Annotated in this window: 16 protein-coding genes, 1 tRNA gene, 1 pseudogene and 1 other annotated feature (1 of these 19 running past the window's edge); of the genes and pseudogenes, 8 read left to right on the forward strand and 10 right to left on the reverse strand. The window is 53.7% G+C overall.

The annotated features are described in order from the left end of the window. Nucleotides 1-3 precede the first annotated feature (3 nt). Nucleotides 4-405 carry a DUF3110 domain-containing protein gene (locus tag Q0711_RS04350; RefSeq protein ID WP_298613073.1) on the forward strand — a complete coding sequence of 134 codons (402 nt, stop codon included), beginning with the start codon at nucleotides 4-6 and terminating at the stop codon, nucleotides 403-405. Next, nucleotides 406-1539 (forward strand): glycosyltransferase family 2 protein, encoded by a 1134-nt coding sequence (locus tag Q0711_RS04355; RefSeq protein WP_298613076.1) that lies wholly within the window; start codon nucleotides 406-408, stop codon nucleotides 1537-1539. A 211-nt stretch (nucleotides 1540-1750) separates the two neighbouring features. Here Q0711_RS04355 and Q0711_RS11660 read toward each other — a convergent pair. After that, nucleotides 1751-1906: pseudogene (locus Q0711_RS11660) on the reverse strand (DUF4278 domain-containing protein); the annotation flags it as partial. Nucleotides 1907-2047: 141 nt separating this feature from the next. On the opposite strand from Q0711_RS11660, the gene Q0711_RS04360 reads away from it, so the two are divergent. Continuing rightward, on the forward strand, nucleotides 2048-4366 hold the full coding sequence (locus Q0711_RS04360; RefSeq protein WP_298613077.1) for an ATP-dependent helicase: 2319 nt from the start codon (nucleotides 2048-2050) through the stop codon (nucleotides 4364-4366). On the opposite strand, the gene Q0711_RS04365 is transcribed toward Q0711_RS04360, so the two are convergent. Together Q0711_RS04365 and Q0711_RS04370 are read right to left on the reverse strand one after the other, a co-directional pair. Further along, nucleotides 4347-4985 carry a hypothetical protein gene (locus Q0711_RS04365; RefSeq protein WP_298613078.1) on the reverse strand — a complete coding sequence of 213 codons (639 nt, stop codon included), beginning with the start codon at nucleotides 4983-4985 and terminating at the stop codon, nucleotides 4347-4349. The genes Q0711_RS04360 and Q0711_RS04365 overlap by 20 nt on opposite strands. Before the next feature lie 47 nt (nucleotides 4986-5032). Next, nucleotides 5033-5725: an HAD family phosphatase gene (locus Q0711_RS04370; protein ID WP_299041753.1), complete on the reverse strand. Its 693-nt coding sequence runs from the start codon at nucleotides 5723-5725 to the stop codon at nucleotides 5033-5035. A gap of 245 nt (nucleotides 5726-5970) precedes the next feature. Between Q0711_RS04370 and Q0711_RS04375 the strand changes: the two genes are divergently transcribed. Beyond that, nucleotides 5971-8445: an ATP-dependent Clp protease ATP-binding subunit gene (locus Q0711_RS04375; RefSeq protein WP_298613080.1), complete on the forward strand. Its 2475-nt coding sequence runs from the start codon at nucleotides 5971-5973 to the stop codon at nucleotides 8443-8445. A 223-nt stretch (nucleotides 8446-8668) separates the two neighbouring features. Beyond that, nucleotides 8669-8983: a hypothetical protein gene (locus Q0711_RS04380; RefSeq protein ID WP_298616964.1), complete on the forward strand. Its 315-nt coding sequence runs from the start codon at nucleotides 8669-8671 to the stop codon at nucleotides 8981-8983. On the opposite strand, the gene Q0711_RS04385 is transcribed toward Q0711_RS04380, so the two are convergent. Beyond that, a complete protein-coding gene (locus Q0711_RS04385; RefSeq protein ID WP_298613082.1) occupies nucleotides 8980-9135 on the reverse strand; it encodes a hypothetical protein in 156 nt (51 codons plus the stop codon). The genes Q0711_RS04380 and Q0711_RS04385 overlap by 4 nt on opposite strands. Before the next feature lie 10 nt (nucleotides 9136-9145). Then, nucleotides 9146-10957 carry a translation elongation factor 4 gene (gene lepA, locus Q0711_RS04390; protein ID WP_298613083.1) on the reverse strand — a complete coding sequence of 604 codons (1812 nt, stop codon included), beginning with the start codon at nucleotides 10955-10957 and terminating at the stop codon, nucleotides 9146-9148. Between the two features lie 103 nt (nucleotides 10958-11060). On the opposite strand from lepA, the gene Q0711_RS04395 reads away from it, so the two are divergent. Further along, nucleotides 11061-11134 (forward strand) — tRNA-Pro (locus Q0711_RS04395). A 100-nt stretch (nucleotides 11135-11234) separates the two neighbouring features. Next, nucleotides 11235-12599 carry a TrkH family potassium uptake protein gene (locus Q0711_RS04400; RefSeq protein WP_298613084.1) on the forward strand — a complete coding sequence of 455 codons (1365 nt, stop codon included), beginning with the start codon at nucleotides 11235-11237 and terminating at the stop codon, nucleotides 12597-12599. Here Q0711_RS04400 and Q0711_RS04405 read toward each other — a convergent pair. Then, nucleotides 12596-13672: an isocitrate/isopropylmalate dehydrogenase family protein gene (locus Q0711_RS04405; RefSeq protein ID WP_298613085.1), complete on the reverse strand. Its 1077-nt coding sequence runs from the start codon at nucleotides 13670-13672 to the stop codon at nucleotides 12596-12598. The genes Q0711_RS04400 and Q0711_RS04405 overlap by 4 nt on opposite strands. 199 nt (nucleotides 13673-13871) lie before the next feature. Beyond that, entirely contained in the window at nucleotides 13872-14171 is a 300-nt protein-coding gene (locus Q0711_RS04410) for a 30S ribosomal protein PSRP-3 (protein WP_298613086.1), read from the reverse strand. 91 nt (nucleotides 14172-14262) lie between these two features. Here Q0711_RS04410 and Q0711_RS04415 point away from each other — a divergent pair, with 91 nt between their 5' ends. Beyond that, nucleotides 14263-15045: a TIGR01548 family HAD-type hydrolase gene (locus tag Q0711_RS04415; protein WP_298613087.1), complete on the forward strand. Its 783-nt coding sequence runs from the start codon at nucleotides 14263-14265 to the stop codon at nucleotides 15043-15045. Here the strand turns inward: Q0711_RS04415 and rnhA are convergent. The 3 genes from rnhA to rplJ all read right to left on the reverse strand — a co-directional run bounded on the left by rnhA (nucleotide 14993) and on the right by rplJ (nucleotide 16556). After that, entirely contained in the window at nucleotides 14993-15472 is a 480-nt protein-coding gene (rnhA, locus tag Q0711_RS04420; RefSeq protein WP_298613088.1) for a ribonuclease HI, read from the reverse strand. The genes Q0711_RS04415 and rnhA overlap by 53 nt on opposite strands. 79 nt (nucleotides 15473-15551) lie before the next feature. Then, entirely contained in the window at nucleotides 15552-15953 is a 402-nt protein-coding gene (gene rplL / locus Q0711_RS04425; RefSeq protein ID WP_298613090.1) for a 50S ribosomal protein L7/L12, read from the reverse strand. Nucleotides 15954-16028: 75 nt separating this feature from the next. Further along, a complete protein-coding gene (rplJ, locus tag Q0711_RS04430; protein ID WP_298613092.1) occupies nucleotides 16029-16556 on the reverse strand; it encodes a 50S ribosomal protein L10 in 528 nt (175 codons plus the stop codon). An 18-nt stretch (nucleotides 16557-16574) separates the two neighbouring features. Next, nucleotides 16575-16607, reverse strand: a sequence feature (ribosomal protein L10 leader region); it runs 100 nt beyond the window's last position.

Genomic DNA, 16607 nt, shown 5'->3' on the forward strand with positions numbered 1-16607 from the left:
ATCATGCGCGTTTACGTGTTGCTCTACAACCCAGGGACTGAAAATGAGGGCATTCATTCTCTCCAGCTGGGCGATCGCAACCTGATTCTCATGTTTGAAAGTGAAGACGATGCCAGTCGCTATGCCATGCTCCTAGAGGCCCAGGATTTTCATCCCCCCAGCGTTGTCCCCATTGATGCCAAGGAAATCGAAGAATTTTGCGAATCCTCAGGCTACACCTGTCACTTGGTTCCCGAAGGATTTGTGCCGACCAACGATGCGGAGCGTCTCTTTTTGGCGCCCCCAGAGCGCAATGTCGAAGAAACAGACTGGGAACGGGAAAATCGTGTTCCCCCCGCTGCCGAGAGTGAGTTTTCCGAAAGTGAACTGAATCAGTTGCGCCAGCAACTTGAAAAGCTGCTGTAGATGGTGCGGGTCTGTGCTTGTCTGATTGTCAAAAATGAGGCAGCTCATTTAGCCCGCTGTCTGAGCAGTGTTCAGCCTTGGGTAGATGAAATCGTTGTGGTTGATACGGGGTCAACGGATGAGACGATCGCGATCGCCCGCCAGTTCAAAGCGCGCATTTTTCATTTCCCTTGGCAGGATGATTTTGCCGCCGCCCGCAATTACTCCCTAGAACAGGCTACGGGTGAGTGGATTTTGGTCATTGATGCCGATGAAGTGCTGGTGACGTTGCAGGAGCCGCCTGTGCCCCTAGGGCAACAGCTAGAGGGCAAGACTTTCACTGCCTACCAACTCCTACGGCGGGAAATCGGCACAGGGCAACAATTTTCTGACTTTGCCATTGTGCGACTTTTTCGCAACCTGCCCACACTGCGCTATCGGGGACGCTTCCATGAGCAGTTGGTGTCCACGGCAGGAGAACCACTGACCATTGGTTTTCTGGAAACCCTGCGCATTGATCACTACGGCTATCAGCCCGCACAAATTCAAGCCAAGATACGCGATCGCAACATCCCGATTTTGGAGCGCATTCGCGCCAGTGAAGGTCTGCCTTTGCATCTCCTTTTTGCCTTGGCGGATATGTACCACGCGGTGAATAACCCCACGGCGGCTGAGGAGTGCTACCAAGAACTTTTTGAGCGACTCTTGCCCCACCTTCTCACCGGCCAACTGCCGGAGAATGCCCCCGGAGCACTGCCAGAAATTCTCCATCAACTGGGGCGGCGCTTACTCGCGGAGGGAGATCACGAAACCTTGCAACTCCTGTGTCAGCAAAGTTTAGTCTGGTTTCCCACCTATCCTCCCCTCAATGATTTGGCGGGGTGTTGGCTTATGGCTTTGGGATTGCCATTGGGGGCAACGGCCTACTTTGAGTACTGCCTCGAGCTGGGGCGCACCGATGGCTATAGCAAACAGATGATTTTTCCCTTGGGCTATGTGCGGGAGATTGCAGCGGAACGACTAGGACGTGCCTATGAGGCCTTGGGCGATCGCGAGCGGGCAGCAGCCGCCTTTGCCCAAGCAACCGCTTTTCGCCAAGAAAAGGGGAATCACAAAGAAAAAAACGCCGCTGTTACCAACGGCACCACAGTTTAGGTTTCGGTGATCCAATCTTCGGCAAATTGCTGCCACTCCTCTTCCAATAGACTGATGAGGTTCCCGTTGCCTTGGCTGCCAGCCACCTGAAGCCGCCGCTCAAGCGTTTTAGGAATGGCACGGCAATGGCCTTCGGCCGAGGAGTCGCGCTTGTGCTGGGGAAGCCCAGCGGTTGCAGCAACTGGAACGCCGTTGTTTGGTAGGTAACTCTCCGCCGGCAGAGGACATGATTGGGCCGAGGAACAGGTTGAGCCGCTTTGTGGCCTATCCCTTGGGCGCCCCGATAGAGACCCTGGCTGCCCGATTCCACAAGGGAAATGGGCTGGTCAGAGGTTTTGTATTTAACCCCGCGATAAATGAGCTGCATAATTACATAAATTAAATTAAATCAAGACCCCTAGGTGAATACTATTGACTCGCCAACAAGTCGTAGGTGGTACGATTTTTCGGTATTCATTGGAGAGAAGCCGGTTTTTTAATCAATCTTTAGCCCTTCGACAGTCTTCCTATGAACTTGTCGTTACTTCCCCCCAATGCCAATCAACTTGTGCAAACCCTCCGCCCCGGCCAAAAGGAAATTAGCCAATGGGAGGGGGGTCTTTTGGCGGTGTCGGCAGTGCCCGGCGCGGGCAAATCCCATGGTATGGCTGTGGGAGCGGCGATCGCCATTGCCCGCGAAAAGCTCCATCAACAGCGGCAACTGTTGGTGGTGACCTACAGTCGTTCGGCTGCTGCCAATATCAAGGCACGGATTCGCAAGTATTTGCGTCAGATGGGGTTACCCCGCAATGGCTTTAGTGTGCAGACACTCCACAGTTTGGCATTAAAAATTGCCACCAGTCATCCCATGGTAGCTCTGCGCTGGAATGGTGAAAATTTAATCAGTGAGCATGAACAGCAACGCCTGTGTGCTGCCTGTGTCAAGGAATGGGCGCGATCTCACCCCCAGCTCCTAGAACAGCTGATTCAAGGCTGCGACACCAGCCCGCTGAGTGATGTGGAACACGATGGCCGCAGAAGTGCTCTTTTAACCGACATCTTGGTGAAGTTGGCACAAACAGTGATTCGCAGTGCCCGCAGTATGGCGTTGACGCCCAATGATCTGCGGCAGTTGTCTCAGGAGCTTCGCGCCCAAAATCCTGCAGAACCTGAACCCTACCCTTTCCTAGAGATTGGCGCTGACCTTTTGGAACTGTACCAGCACCATCTGGCTCAGCGGGGGCAAATTGACTACGATGAAATGATTCTGGCAGCGGTGCAACTCCTAGAGGGCGATCGCCAGTGCCGCGAAGAATGGCAGCAGCGGGTGTATGCCGTCTTTGAGGATGAAGCTCAAGACTCGACCCCCTTGCAATCGCGCTTACTGCAACTTCTAGCCGAGGACAGCACCACAGGACAAGTCAATTTTGTACGGGTAGGGGATCCCAATCAAGCCATTAACTCCACGTTTACAGCGGCAGACCCGCTCTTTTTTAATGAATTCTGTGACAAGTGTGCCCAAAAGCAGGCCTTCTACACCATGACCCAAGCGGGGCGATCCACCCCCCTGGTAATTAGAGCGGCCAACTTTTTGGTGCGATGGGGCAATCATATCCTCAAACACCAAGAACTTCCCTTTCGTAACCAAGCAATTCAGGTCGTCTCCCCCACCGATCCGCAGCCGGGGGCAAACCCAGACCCTTGGGGAAAGGGCGTAGAAGTTGCCCGACCGGCAACCGTTTTTGAGACCGTCAGAGAGCTGGCAGCCCGCATTTCCCAAGTATTGGCAGACCATCCTGAGGCCTCAATCGCCGTGCTGGTGCGCATCAACCGCCAAGGAGAATTCATTGCAGATCTATTGCGATCGCCCTCTAGCTTCAACATTGATACTGACCTTGCCGCTCAAGGAATTCCCATTCTCGATGTGTCGGGCATCGAACGGCGATCGCAAGTCCCCAAGGAATTGCTGGACATTCTTTATTTTCTCCACTGTCCCTATTCTCCCGAAGCCGTCAAAGCTGCCCTCACTGTGCTGCAGGAGCGCAAACGTATTCCACCCCAAAATTTGGATCGCTTGGCCGCCCAACCGGAGGTGTTTCTCTACCCCGGTCCTTTAGACCCCCCTGCCGAGGAGCCGGTGCTCAAGGCACGGCACTACTGTCAACGTCTCCTCAAAGCCCGCCTAGAGCTGTCGCTATTTCCCTTGATCACGTACTGCGCTCAAGAGTTGAACTACGATGCTGCTGAATTGGCCACCACCGATCGCCTGATCTGCCACTTGGCACAGCAGGAACCGACGCAACTGTGGGAACGGATTCATCCCCATTGGCAGGAGTTGGTGGCAGCGGATCGCTTTGACGCTGTTGAGATGGAGGATCTCCATAGCCGCCTGGTGCGATCGGGGCAGGTGACGATTATGACGATGCATCGTGCCAAGGGGCTGGACTGGGATGCTGTGTTTATCCCCTTTTTGGAAGCAAGAACTCTCCCCGGTGAGAGTTGGGTGGCTGCCAATGCCAAGTTCCTTAACCCGGAGGTAGATTTTACGGAGGTAGTGCGATGGCAACTGCGTGCCTATGGCCATCAGAAACAACTTCCTGACTGGCGAACCGCCTATCAAAAAGCCAAAGAAGCCAAAACTGCCGAGGAATACCGCCTGCTCTATGTGGCCATGACCCGTGCCAAGCGTTTCCTGTGGCTCGCTGCCGCCCACCAAGCCCCTTTTAACTGGCAGAGCTTTGACTGGCGAGGGTTCTCTCAACTCCAAGAGAGTGACCCCTGTCCTTTTCTACCCTGTCTGGAGCAAAAGTTAAAAAAACATGCAGAGGTTACTCCCGGCGATCGCTAAGACTCTCGCGCCCCGGTAAGCGTTCCATGGCTGCTAAGACCGCCCGTTCCGCCGCCAGAATATCCCGTTCGGCCCCGCCCAAAAAGAGGCGGCCAAAGCTGCCCACCGCTGAAATCTGCAAGATATTAATGAGTGCTGCTTTTTCAGCTTCATTGGCAGCCAGGGCGGCATAGGCTGCGGGTTCAACTTCAAACACATAGAGGGTTTGCCCCGCCAAAATCATATTGCCCCGCCGCGAGCGGTTAATGAGTTGAGTATGGTGGGCATCAATGTTGCGAATCACCTGACTGGAAATCACCCGGGGTCGCAAGCAATCCTGTACCCGAGCGCCAATGGCATCTAAAATCGCTTGTCCTGCGGCTCGCACCTCCCCCTGATTGCCCGAATGCACCTCCAACAGCCCATAGAGTCGCTCAATAAACAAGACCCCCGGCCGCACCACCGCAGACTTCAGGGCAATGTCCAAAAGGCGATTCACATCAATGCCCGGTGAAATCTCCACCCAAAGGGAGCAGTCTCCCGGTAGAGGCAAAAATCCCTGCGCCACCGTGCCCAAGTAGGCCGCGTGTTGCGGTTGGATGGAGTCAAGATAGACATAACTGCGCAGATCAACGCCCAAGGTGGTGGATTCCTAACGCACCAGTACCCATAATCGCCGAAAATGCCCTAGGACAATAGTTGCCGAAGGCGCGGATCCGTAAAATCCTCGATGCAGACTTCTGCTCCTGCGTCTTGCAGCGCCGCCTCCGATTGCGTTGTCATGACCCCCCAGCAAAGCATCCCTGCCCGCACCGCCGCCAGCACCCCTGCCACCGCATCCTCGAAGACCAGACAGTGCTGCGGCAACACCTGCAATCGCTCCGCCACTAGGAGATAGCATTCAGGATCCGGCTTGCCCCGTTGCACATCCTGCTCCATCACCACCGCATCGAAAAAGCCCCCCACCCCCTCGCAGGAGAGCACCAACTCCACATTGGCAGCGCAGGCAGAGGTGCCTAGACCCAAGCGATAGCCTTTCTCCTTGGCGCTTTTCAGAAAGGACAACAGCCCCGGCAACAGTTCCAAATGGGGTGCCAGTAGCTCCCGAAAAACGGCCTCTTTGCCTGCACCCCAACGTTCTACTTCCGCTTCAGTCACCGCTCGCCCAAGGAGTTCAGGGAGAAGTTCGGCATTGCGCTTACCCCCCATTTGCCGCAGATGCTCAAGGTTAATCTGCTGCCGCAGTTCAGGGGTGCGCTCCACATAGAGGCGCCAAGCTTCAAGGTGATAGGGCATGGTGTGGCAAAGTACGCCGTCCATATCAAAAATGAGGGCGCGCTGGGAGGGGTCAACGGCAAGGAAATCCGATAAACTAGCCATTGGGGAAATTTTTAGGCATCAGCAAATGTAGTCTATCGCCTTTTGTCCTCAAGCGGCTGATCCATTGATCAATGGAATTTTGCCACAGGCTAGCCCGCAAAATCTCAATCAAAATACGGGCAACCGCACCTGCAAAAAAATGAGTCAACATTTACAGTGATAGTAAGTTGGCATACAAAAACACGCCAAAGTGGACGTGTTAAGATGAGTGTTACCAGCACGCAGGAGCCATTAGGGGAAGGGTCATGTTTGAACGGTTTACAGAAAAAGCCATTAAAGTCATCATGCTGGCACAGGAAGAGGCACGCCGCCTCGGCCACAACTTTGTCGGTACCGAACAAATTCTCCTCGGACTCATTGGTGAAGGTACCGGTGTGGCAGCAAAGGTTCTACGTTCCATGGGTGTGAACCTCAAAGACGCCCGCATTGAAGTGGAAAAAATTATTGGCCGTGGGTCTGGTTTTGTTGCGGTGGAGATTCCCTTTACCCCCCGCGCCAAGCGAGTGTTGGAACTCTCCCTTGAAGAAGCCCGTCAGTTGGGGCACAACTACATTGGCACTGAGCACCTCCTGTTGGGTCTGATTCGCGAAGGCGAAGGGGTAGCAGCACGGGTTCTTGAAAATCTCGGCGTTGATCTTTCCAAGGTGCGCACCCAAGTCATTCGCATGCTGGGTGAAACCGCAGAAGTAACGGCCGGTGCTAGCCAAGGACGTACCAAAACGCCAACGCTGGACGAGTTTGGGGTCAACCTTACCCAAATGGCGATCGAAGGCAAATTAGATCCTGTTGTGGGTCGGCAAAAAGAAATTGAGCGGGTGATTCAAATCCTTGGTCGCCGCACCAAAAATAACCCCGTGCTGATTGGTGAACCGGGGGTGGGTAAAACCGCCATTGCCGAAGGCTTAGCACAGCGCATTGCCAATAAAGATGTCCCCGACATTCTTGAAGACAAACGGGTAGTTACCCTCGATATTGGTCTGTTGGTGGCAGGCACCAAGTACCGCGGTGAGTTTGAAGAGCGGTTGAAGAAGATCATGGATGAGATCCGCCAAGCGGGGAACGTGATCTTGGTGATTGATGAGGTGCACACGCTGATTGGCGCTGGGGCTGCCGAAGGCGCCATTGATGCCGCCAATATCCTCAAACCCGCCTTGGCGCGCGGTGAGTTGCAGTGCATTGGCGCCACCACACTGGATGAGTACCGCAAACACATTGAGCGGGATGCTGCTTTGGAGCGGCGCTTCCAGCCGGTAATGGTGGGCGAACCCTCCGTGGAGGAAACCATTGAAATTCTCTATGGCCTGCGGGAACGTTACGAGAAGCACCACAAGCTGAAAATTTCCGATGAAGCCCTCGAAGCAGCAGCGAAGCTGTCCGACCGCTACATTAGCGATCGCTATCTGCCCGACAAGGCGATTGACCTCATTGACGAAGCTGGCTCACGGGTGCGCCTGATTAACTCGCAATTGCCCCCTGCGGCTAAGGAACTGGATCGCGAACTGCGGCAAGTGCTTAAGGAAAAAGATGATGCCGTGCGCGCCCAAAACTTTGACAAAGCCGGTGAATTGCGCGATCGCGAAATGGAACTGAAAGCGCAAATCCGCGCTATTGCGCAGCAGAAAAAAGCGGAACTGGCGAGCGGTGAGGAAGAAACTCCCGTGGTTACCGAAGAGGACATTGCCCACATTGTTGCCTCTTGGACGGGGGTACCCGTCAGCAAGCTCACCGAAAGCGAGTCGGAAAAACTGCTGCACATGGAGGAGACCCTGCACCAACGGGTCATTGGCCAAGATGAAGCGGTGAAAGCCATCTCCCGTGCCATTCGCCGTGCCCGTGTGGGTCTAAAAAACCCCAACCGTCCCATTGCTAGCTTTATCTTCTCTGGGCCGACGGGTGTGGGTAAAACCGAGCTAGCGAAAGCCTTGGCCGCCTACTTCTTTGGCTCCGAAGAGGCAATGGTTCGCCTAGACATGTCCGAATACATGGAGCGGCATACGGTCTCCAAGCTCATTGGCTCGCCCCCCGGCTATGTCGGCTACAACGAGGGCGGTCAACTTACCGAGGCTGTGCGACGCCGTCCCTACACGGTGGTGCTCTTTGACGAAATTGAGAAAGCCCACCCCGATGTCTTTAACCTCCTGCTGCAAATCCTTGAAGATGGTCGCCTCACCGACTCTAAAGGGCGCACCGTGGACTTCAAGAATACGCTCTTGATCATGACCTCCAATATTGGCTCGAAGGTGATCGAGAAAGGGGCGGCCGGCCTTGGCTTTGAGTTTGGCACGGAGAATGCTGCCGAATCACAATACAACCGCATTCGCTCCTTGGTGAATGAGGAACTGAAGCAGTACTTCCGCCCTGAATTCCTCAATCGCTTGGATGAGATCATTGTCTTCCGTCAATTGACGAAGGACGAGGTCAAGCAAATTGCCGACATCCTCCTCAAGGAAGTATTCTCACGCCTCACTGAAAAAGGCATTACCTTAGAAGTGACCGAGCGCTTCAAAGATCGGCTCATTGAGGAGGGCTATAACCCCAGCTATGGGGCACGGCCGCTGCGGCGGGCAATTATGCGCCTCCTAGAGGACACCTTGGCGGAAGAAATGCTCTCCGGCCGCATTCGCGAAGGGGATACTGCCCTCATTGATGTGGACGAGTCGGGTCAAGTGAAGATCCAAGCTCAACCGCGACGTGAGCTATTGCCCCAGGCGGTTGAGTAGGGTATTGGCTGTCTATGCCCGACACACCGGCAGAGGTTTAGGGGGAATCTTTCAACTCCCAAGCCCTTGATCATGACCCGCTGGGCGGCAAGCCTCGCCCTACCGCTGCGCAGGAGCCGGCTAACAGGGCAGGGAGGATGTCAAGCCTATGGCCTCTGCCTGTATAACCCTCTGGTTTTGTCGCCACGCGTGGCTCTATCGCTGTTATCTCCCTAACTAGCAGGTGGAAAAAGTACTGGAGTGCCGCTATCCCATTTATGGCGTAGTGGTGGATGGTGCCATTTATGCAGCCTGTCAAAAATCCAGTTACATCCACTGTGTTGATGAGACGGGTCGAGAGCAGTGTTGCCTCAGTGTCCCCTACATTGGGTGTGAAAATTTAGCCGTGCATACTCCCTTTATGCACGCCAAGACTCATGAGCGGAGCATTCACACCACGCATTATCGCGATCGCGGGCTACGCCTTGGAGATTTAGCCCTCAATCATGTACGCTTTACAATTCGTGGTAACTATCCCCACTTACCTAAACGGTTCTAAGACAGGAGCGATCGCAGTACTCCCAAAGGAGCAGGTTGCCAGTCGCCGCGCCAATCCAGGAGTTGAACTAACACCAAATAACCCATGCCGAGTAACAGGGAAATTGCACCGGTGACGATTGCCACCCATTTCCCCGATGACCGTTGAGACATCCTGAACCTCCTATTCATTCTTAAGTCGCAATACCGCCATAAAGGCCTCTTGGGGCACATCCACGCGCCCAATTGCTTTCATCCGCTTTTTACCGGCCTTTTGTTTTTCTAGGAGCTTGCGTTTGCGGGTGACATCACCGCCATAGCACTTGGCCAAGACATCCTTACGCAAAGCAGGAATACTTTCACTGGCAATCACGCGGGAGCCAATGGCGGCTTGAATGGGAATTTTGAACTGGTGGCGTGGGATCAGATCCTTGAGTTTGCTGACAAGAGCACGGCCCACATAGTAGGCCTTATCGCGGTGCACAATGGTCGCCAAGGAATCCACCGGGTCATTGTTGATGAGGATATCCAACTTGACCAGATCGTTGGGACGGTAGCCAATCAGGTGGTATTCCATACTGGCATAGCCCCGCGATCGCGACTTCATTTCGTCGAAGAAGTCGGTAACAATTTCTGCCAAGGGCATTTCATAGACCAACGTGGTGCGCCCTTGGGTCAGGTAGCGCATATCCTTAAAGATGCCCCGCCGTGACTGTGCCAATTCCATGAGCGTGCCCACATAGGTTTCGGGGGTAATCATTTCCAGTTGAACGTAGGGTTCCTCAATTTTTTCGCGGTATTGGGGTTCCGGCAACAGGCTGGGGTTATCAATGGTTAGGACTTCCCCTTTGGTAGTGGTGACGCGATAGACCACCGAAGGGGCGGTAATGATTAAGTCTAGATTGTATTCCCGCTCCAGCCGCTCTTGGATAATTTCCATGTGCAGCAGCCCCAAAAAACCACAGCGAAAGCCAAAGCCCATGGCACTGGAGGTTTCCGGTTCGTAGTGGAGGGAAGCATCGTTGAGCTTCAATTTTTCAAGGGCTTCCCGCAGATCCTCAAACTGGTCTGCATCGGTGGGAAAGAGACCACAAAAGACCATTGGTTTGGCCTCAGTGTAACCCGGCAGAGGCTCTTTGGCCGGGTTTTGGGCCAATGTAATCGTGTCGCCAACACGGGCATCGCCAACGGCTTTAATGGCGGCGGCTAGGTAGCCCACTTCCCCAGCATGGAGACTGTCCACAGGTTTTTGATCGGGGGCAAGAACACCTAGTTCGTCAATTTCGTACTCTTTGCCGGAGGCCATCAAGCGAATGCGATCGCCCTTGCGCACTACCCCATCCATGACCCGAAAATAAACAATTACACCGCGGTAGGCATCGTAGTAGCTATCAAAAATCAAGGCCCGCAGGGGTTGATCCACCGTATCGCGGGGGGGTGGCACCAAATGGACAATGGATTCCAGAATCTCCTCAATGCCAATTCCCTCCTTGGCGGAAGCGAGAACCGCTTGGGAACAGTCGAGACCAATAATCTCTTCAATTTCGGCTTTTACGCGCTCCGGCTCGGCACCGGGCAGATCAATCTTGTTGAGGACAGGAATAATCTCTAAATTGTGCTCCAACGCCAGATAGACATTGGCCAGCGTTTGTGCTTCTACCCCTTGGGAGGCATCCACGACAAGGAGTGCTCCTTCGCAGGCGGCCAGCGATCGCGACACCTCATAGGAAAAATCCACGTGGCCGGGGGTGTCAATCAGGTTCAAAATATACGTTTCGCCATCGCGACTGGTGTAGGTCATGCGGGCGGCCTGTAGCTTAATCGTAATTCCCCGCTCCCGTTCCAGTTCCATATTGTCGAGAAACTGTTCCTTCATTTCACGGGGATCCACCGTGCCCGTAAATTGCAGTAGGCGATCGGCAAGGGTGGATTTGCCGTGATCAATGTGGGCAATAATCGAGAAATTGCGAATGTGGGAAACGGGGACGTCGGTCATACCAGCGAGGGCAACCTTAACAAAATGAAAAGCTCCTTTCTTGATTCTAAGCGTCCCTGCCCTATTGTGCGGAGAATTCAGTGGTAGGATAGAAATGAATTATCGGGATGTAGCGCAGCTTGGTAGCGCATCTGCTTTGGGAGCAGAGGGTCGCAGGTTCAAATCCTGTCATCCCGATTTGGAACCGCAAGCCGGGGCTTTGTTGTGTCTAGAACGATTGTTGCTAATACAATCCTGCGGTAGATTAGCCTCAGGTCTTTTGGATACGTATTCGTTAATGCTGACGGTTCCACGGACAATTTGCCTCGGATTTTTGGCGGTGATTACGCTGGGGACGTTCCTTTTGTGTCTGCCTTGGTCCACCAGTAATGGGCAGTGGAACCCTTTCATTGTTGCCCTATTTACCTCAACATCGGCAGTTTGTGTGACCGGCCACATTATTGTTGATACGGCAACCCATTTCTCTCCCTTCGGCCAACTGGTGATTCTGCTGCTGATTCAAGTCGGTGGTCTGGGGTATATGACGGCCACCACGTTTTTGATTATTTTGCTGGGGCGAAAGTTTAATCTGCGGCAAAAAATCGCGGTACAGAAAGCTTTGGATCGGCGAAGCATCCAGGGGGCACGGCAACTGGTGCGCTCGATTTTGGGCTTAACTTTTCTCTTTGAGCTGACGGGTGCCTTTTTACTGTGGCTGATTTTTCGCCAAGACTTTAGTGATCCACAGGCCCTTTGGCTGGCCGTCTTTCACAGCATTAGTGCGTGGAACAATGCTGGGTTTAGTCTCTTTAGCGATAATCTGGTGGGGTATCAAACCTCTGTGCCTTTGAATTTGGTGATTCCACTGCTCATTATTTTTGGTGGCATTGGCTATGAGGTGATCTTTGAGTTCTACCTTTGGCTGCGAGAGCATCTGCGCCACTGGGGTAAGCCCGCCTATTTGATTCGCAAGGCCAGCCAAATGACGTTTAGCCTCAATTTTAAGATTGTGACCAGTACCACGGCCATTCTCCTCATCCTAGGAACAGTGTTGCTCTTCCTGACGGAGATGCAATCGCCGGAGCGGTACGGTCGTTTTTCTTTGGATCAAAAGCTCCTCTTGGCGTGGTTTCAGTCGGTTACCGCGCGGACGGCGGGCTTTAATACCGTCAACATTGGTGAATTCAGCAATAGTGGGCTATTTATTTTGATTGCCCTAATGTTTATCGGCGGCAGTCCTGGGGGCACCGCAGGGGGCATTAAAACAACCACGTTGCGGATTTTGGCCGGGATTACCAAGTCGGCGCTGCAGGGGAAAGAAGTGGTGTTGCTCTACCGCCGCCAGGTGCCTCCCTCGCTGATCATGAAGGCAGTGGCAGTGGCCTTTGGCTCTATGTTTACGGTGCTGATTTCAACCACCCTGATTGCGATCGCGGATCCCCACCAGAATTTTATCAACATTCTTTTTGAAACTGTTTCTGCTTTTGCCACCGTTGGTCTTTCAACTGGCATCACCAGTGATCTGACAATCTTTTCCAAGCTGGTGTTGATTATGACCATGTATGCTGGACGGGTGGGAATCCTGCTGCTAATGGCAGCAATTATCGGCGATCCGCAGCCTTCTAATGTGCAATACCCAGAGGAAAATCTTCTGGTTGGCTAGGGCGCGGCGCACTCGGCAATCGCAGCGGCCATCTCTTGGGTACCCACCGGTTCTTGGTCTGGAGCGGCCAAATCGTAGGTAACAAATCGCCCTTCACCAATCACCTTTTCAACAGCGGCTTGCAGACGCCGCGCTGCTTCCGTTTCCCCAAGGTGTTGCAGCATCAACACCCCTGAGAGAATTAAGGCGGTGGGATTGGCTTTGTTTTGACCCGCATACTTGGGGGCGGAACCGTGAATCGCTTCAAAAACAGCATACTCATCGCCAATATTGGCACCAGGAGCCACCCCCAGGCCGCCAATCATCCCTGCGCAGAGATCCGAGAGGATGTCACCGTAGAGGTTTGGCATCACCATCACATCGTAGAGTTCGGGCTTCTGCATCAACTGCATGCACATGTTATCTACGATGCGATCTTCAAAGGCAATTTCGGGGTAACGGGTAGCAATTTCGCGGGCACGTTCGAGGAAAAGGCCATCGGTGAATTTCATAATGTTGGCCTTGTGAACGGCTGTTACTTTCTTGCGATCGTTGGCCTTGGCGTATTTGAAAGCAAACTCAACAATGCGATCGCTCCCTAGGACGGAAATGGGCTTGACGCCAATAGCCGCATCCTCACGAATGGGCTTACCCGAGAGATCACTCAAAAAGGCACGGGCTTTGGCTGCTTCGGGACTGGTGTATTCAAACTCAATTCCGGCGTAGAGGTCTTCGGTATTCTCGCGAACAATGACGAGGTCAATGTTTTGAAAGGCGCTTTTCACCCCGTGAATGGACTTGGCCGGCCGCAGGTTGGCATAGAGATTGAGACGTTTGCGGATCTCAACGTTCACGGAGCGAAAGCCTGTCCCCACGGGCGTGGTAATCGGCCCTTTGAGAGCAGTTTTTGTGCTTTTGATGGCATCCAGAACCTCTTCGGGCAAGGGCGTGCCGTAGCGTTCCATCATCTCTATGCCGGCATCCACCACCACCCAGTCAATTTTGACGCCCGTGGCATCAATGGCTCTACGGGCAGCAGCGGCAACCTCCGGACCAATACCGTCGCCGCGAATTAGGGTAACAGCGTGGGACACGAAGACTCTCTCTCTGTACAGACTATGGGGGCTACAAGGGCAAGGGGGTAAACGGGGCTAAATCAGCTTCACCGTGCGCAGGGTGTGAAACAAAATTGTCGCCAAGGCGATGACGCCCGCAACAATAAGAAGATACAAAACGACTCCCATCGGTATTTCTCCTCAAACTGGTAATTATTTTCCCAGAGATGACAGCGGGCTAAGCCGTGCCTACAAAATTAACATCACTAAAGCGTTTTTGCGCTTCACTGACGGGGCGATTCTTGCCTTCCTCTTGCCAGTAGTTAATGATTTCGGTGGCACGGTTGAGGAGTTCAATGCGCTCTGCTTCCGTAATCCAAGATTTCTTCTCTAACTCCGCCTTGAGAAGTTCCCAAGCATCGGTGCGCGGCCAAAAGAAATAGGAGGTGAGGGGGCTTGTCCCTTTGCCAACAATTTGATCAACCGCAATTGCCACGTTTTGTTCTAGCCAGAGCACTCGCAGGGTAAAGCGGGACAATTGTAACCTCCTAAAACTCGTTTTTCACCAAAGGCCATCTTTTATAATAACGAATCAGGCCAACTGCACACAAGTTTCTGGAGAGCTACCCGTGAGTCCCCCCTGTGCCTGTGTTTTTTTTGACATTGATGGGGTAATTCGCGATGTCAGTCGTTCCTATCGCCGTGCCTTAGCGGATACCGTCGAGCATTTTACAGGGGGTGCCTATCGTCCTAGTCAAAAGGAAATTGACGACCTCAAGGCGGAAGGCTGCTGGAATAACGACTGGGAAGCATCCCGTGAACTCATCTATCGCTACTTTGAACGCCAAGGAAAACCTCGCCTCCAAGTGCCCTTAGACTACGAATACCTGGTGATCTTTTTTGAGGAGCGCTATAGCGGCCAAAATTGGTCGGGCTATATTCAAGATGAGCCGCTGTTGGTGGATGCTGCCTATTTTCAGGCTCTGGAGCAGGCAAAAATCCGCTGCGGGTTTGTTAGCGGTGCCACGCGGGACTCGGCAGAATATGTCCTAAAACACCGCCTGGGTCTGGATCAGCCCCTTTTAGTGGCGATGGAAGATGCCCCCGGCAAACCTGACCCCACGGGGCTGTGGCTGGCCTACCGCCAAGTTACAGATCAAGAGACCTTTCCCGCCTTTTATGTGGGGGATACGGTGGCGGATATGCAGACCGTTGTCAATGCCCGCAAAGCCCAGGCAACAACACCGTGGATTGCCCTTGGGGTTATCCCCCCCCATGTGAAATCTGAGGATCGTCAACTGTATGGCGATCGCCTGCGCGCAGCGGGAGCCAGTGCTGTCTTTGCACAAACCCGCGACATTACGCCGGCGGTGGTTGCCACGTTCTTAGCCCAACTGGCTGACCGCGGCTAAAACGGCGGGCAATGAGATCGCAGCGTTCATTGCCGACATCGCCACTATGGCCACGCACGTGGTGCCACTGCACTAGGGGATCGTTGAGGGCATCTAATTCTTGCCACAGGTCTTGGTTGAGAACCGGTTTGTTGGCAGTTGTTTTCCAGCCCCGCCGTTTCCAGTTCTGGATCCATTCTGTGATCCCCTTAAGGACATACTCACTGTCGGTGTAAAGGGCGATCGCCCTCTCTGGAGCCAGTTGGCGCCATGCTTTGAGGCCTTCAATGGCCGCCTGCAATTCCATGCGATTATTCGTGGTTGCGGGGTGATATCCCCCCAGTTCCTGCACAGAACCATCGGCGAAGTAAATGACCACACCCCAGCCCCCAGGGCCTGGATTGCCTTCGCAGGCACCATCGGTATAAATGGCGCGAATCTCAGTCATGTTAATCCTGCAAATAACCTGCAAATAAGAAGGGTGGCTGAAACACCACCCTCTCCTTTCAATACAGTAACCCCAAGGACTACTTGATGCTGACTTTGGCGCCGGCTTCCTCCAGTTCTTTCTTGGCGGCTTCGGCGTCTTCTTTGGTGACTCCTTCTTTCACGGGTTTGGGTGTGGATTCCACCACTTCCTTGGCTTCCTTGAGACCCAAGCCGGTCAAAGAGCGCACCACTTTCAGCACGGCAATCTTCTTGTCGGCGGGAACTTCTTCGAGAATCACATCGAAGGCGGTCTTCTCTTCGACTTCTTCTGCAGGAGCAGCCGCCGCACCACCGGCGACGGGAGCGGCCACCATCATGCCACCGACAGGGGCAGCCGCACTGACGCCAAAGGCCTCTTCAATTTGCTTGACCAGCTCAGCAGCTTCCAGCAGGGTCAAGGATTTCAACTTTTCGAGAATTTCATCGGTTGCAGCAGACATCGTAAACTCCTATCGTTTCAAAGTTGGACAACAAGAACAGGTGGCTTCCCAAGGGAAACCGAAAACAGGATCGATCTATGCCGCACCTTTGTCGGCGATCGCCTGCATTGCCCGCGCCAAGGAAGCAGGAACCTCCTTGATGCCAATGGCAATCTTCGCTGTGACGGCGTTGAGGGCACCGGCAATCTGCGCCATGAGTTGTTCTTTGGAGGGCAGATCACCAATGGCCTTCACTTGCGCTTCATCGAGGGCACGTCCCTCCATGACCCCACCGCGGAGGGTGGTTTTTTTCGTGGCCTTTTGGAATTCTTGGTAGGCCTTGATTGCGCCCCCAATATCCTCCTTGAGCAAGAGAAAGGCCGAGGCGCCTTTGAGGAATTGGGTCATGGGTTGCCAAGTGTCACTGTCTTTGACCGCCAATTCCATCAGCGTATTTTTCGTAACCTTGCAACTGGCATTACACTTGCGCAAGCGTTGCCGCAAATCCTTCATCTCAGCATCGGTGAGACCTTGGTAGTCAATCACCAGTGCCATTTGTGACTCCCTCAGGCGTTCCTTGAGCTCCGCCACAATTTCTTTTTTGTTTGCTAGCGTGCGTCCCACGTACATCACCTCCTGTAGTCAGTGAAAGAAAAACCCCAGCAGCGGTGCCGG

Origin of the sequence: uncultured Thermosynechococcus sp. (assembly GCF_937958135.1) — a bacterium.
Taxonomy (GTDB): Bacteria; Cyanobacteriota; Cyanobacteriia; order Thermosynechococcales; family Thermosynechococcaceae; genus Thermosynechococcus.

Excerpts from the sequence above, each read along its gene's own strand:
- Q0711_RS04350 (WP_298613073.1), top strand. The coding sequence starts at position 4 with ATGCGCGTTTACGTGTTGCTCTACAACCCAGGGACTGAAAATGAGGGC.
- Q0711_RS04355 (WP_298613076.1), top strand. The coding sequence starts at position 406 with ATGGTGCGGGTCTGTGCTTGTCTGATTGTCAAAAATGAGGCAGCTCAT.
- Q0711_RS04360 (WP_298613077.1), top strand. The coding sequence starts at position 2,048 with ATGAACTTGTCGTTACTTCCCCCCAATGCCAATCAACTTGTGCAAACC.
- Q0711_RS04370 (WP_299041753.1), bottom strand. The coding sequence starts at position 5,725 with ATGGCTAGTTTATCGGATTTCCTTGCCGTTGACCCCTCCCAGCGCGCC.
- Q0711_RS04375 (WP_298613080.1), top strand. The coding sequence starts at position 5,971 with ATGTTTGAACGGTTTACAGAAAAAGCCATTAAAGTCATCATGCTGGCA.
- Q0711_RS04385 (WP_298613082.1), bottom strand. The coding sequence starts at position 9,135 with ATGTCTCAACGGTCATCGGGGAAATGGGTGGCAATCGTCACCGGTGCA.
- lepA (WP_298613083.1), bottom strand. The coding sequence starts at position 10,957 with ATGACCGACGTCCCCGTTTCCCACATTCGCAATTTCTCGATTATTGCC.
- Q0711_RS04400 (WP_298613084.1), top strand. The coding sequence starts at position 11,235 with ATGCTGACGGTTCCACGGACAATTTGCCTCGGATTTTTGGCGGTGATT.
- rnhA (WP_298613088.1), bottom strand. The coding sequence starts at position 15,472 with ATGACTGAGATTCGCGCCATTTATACCGATGGTGCCTGCGAAGGCAAT.
- rplL (WP_298613090.1), bottom strand. The coding sequence starts at position 15,953 with ATGTCTGCTGCAACCGATGAAATTCTCGAAAAGTTGAAATCCTTGACC.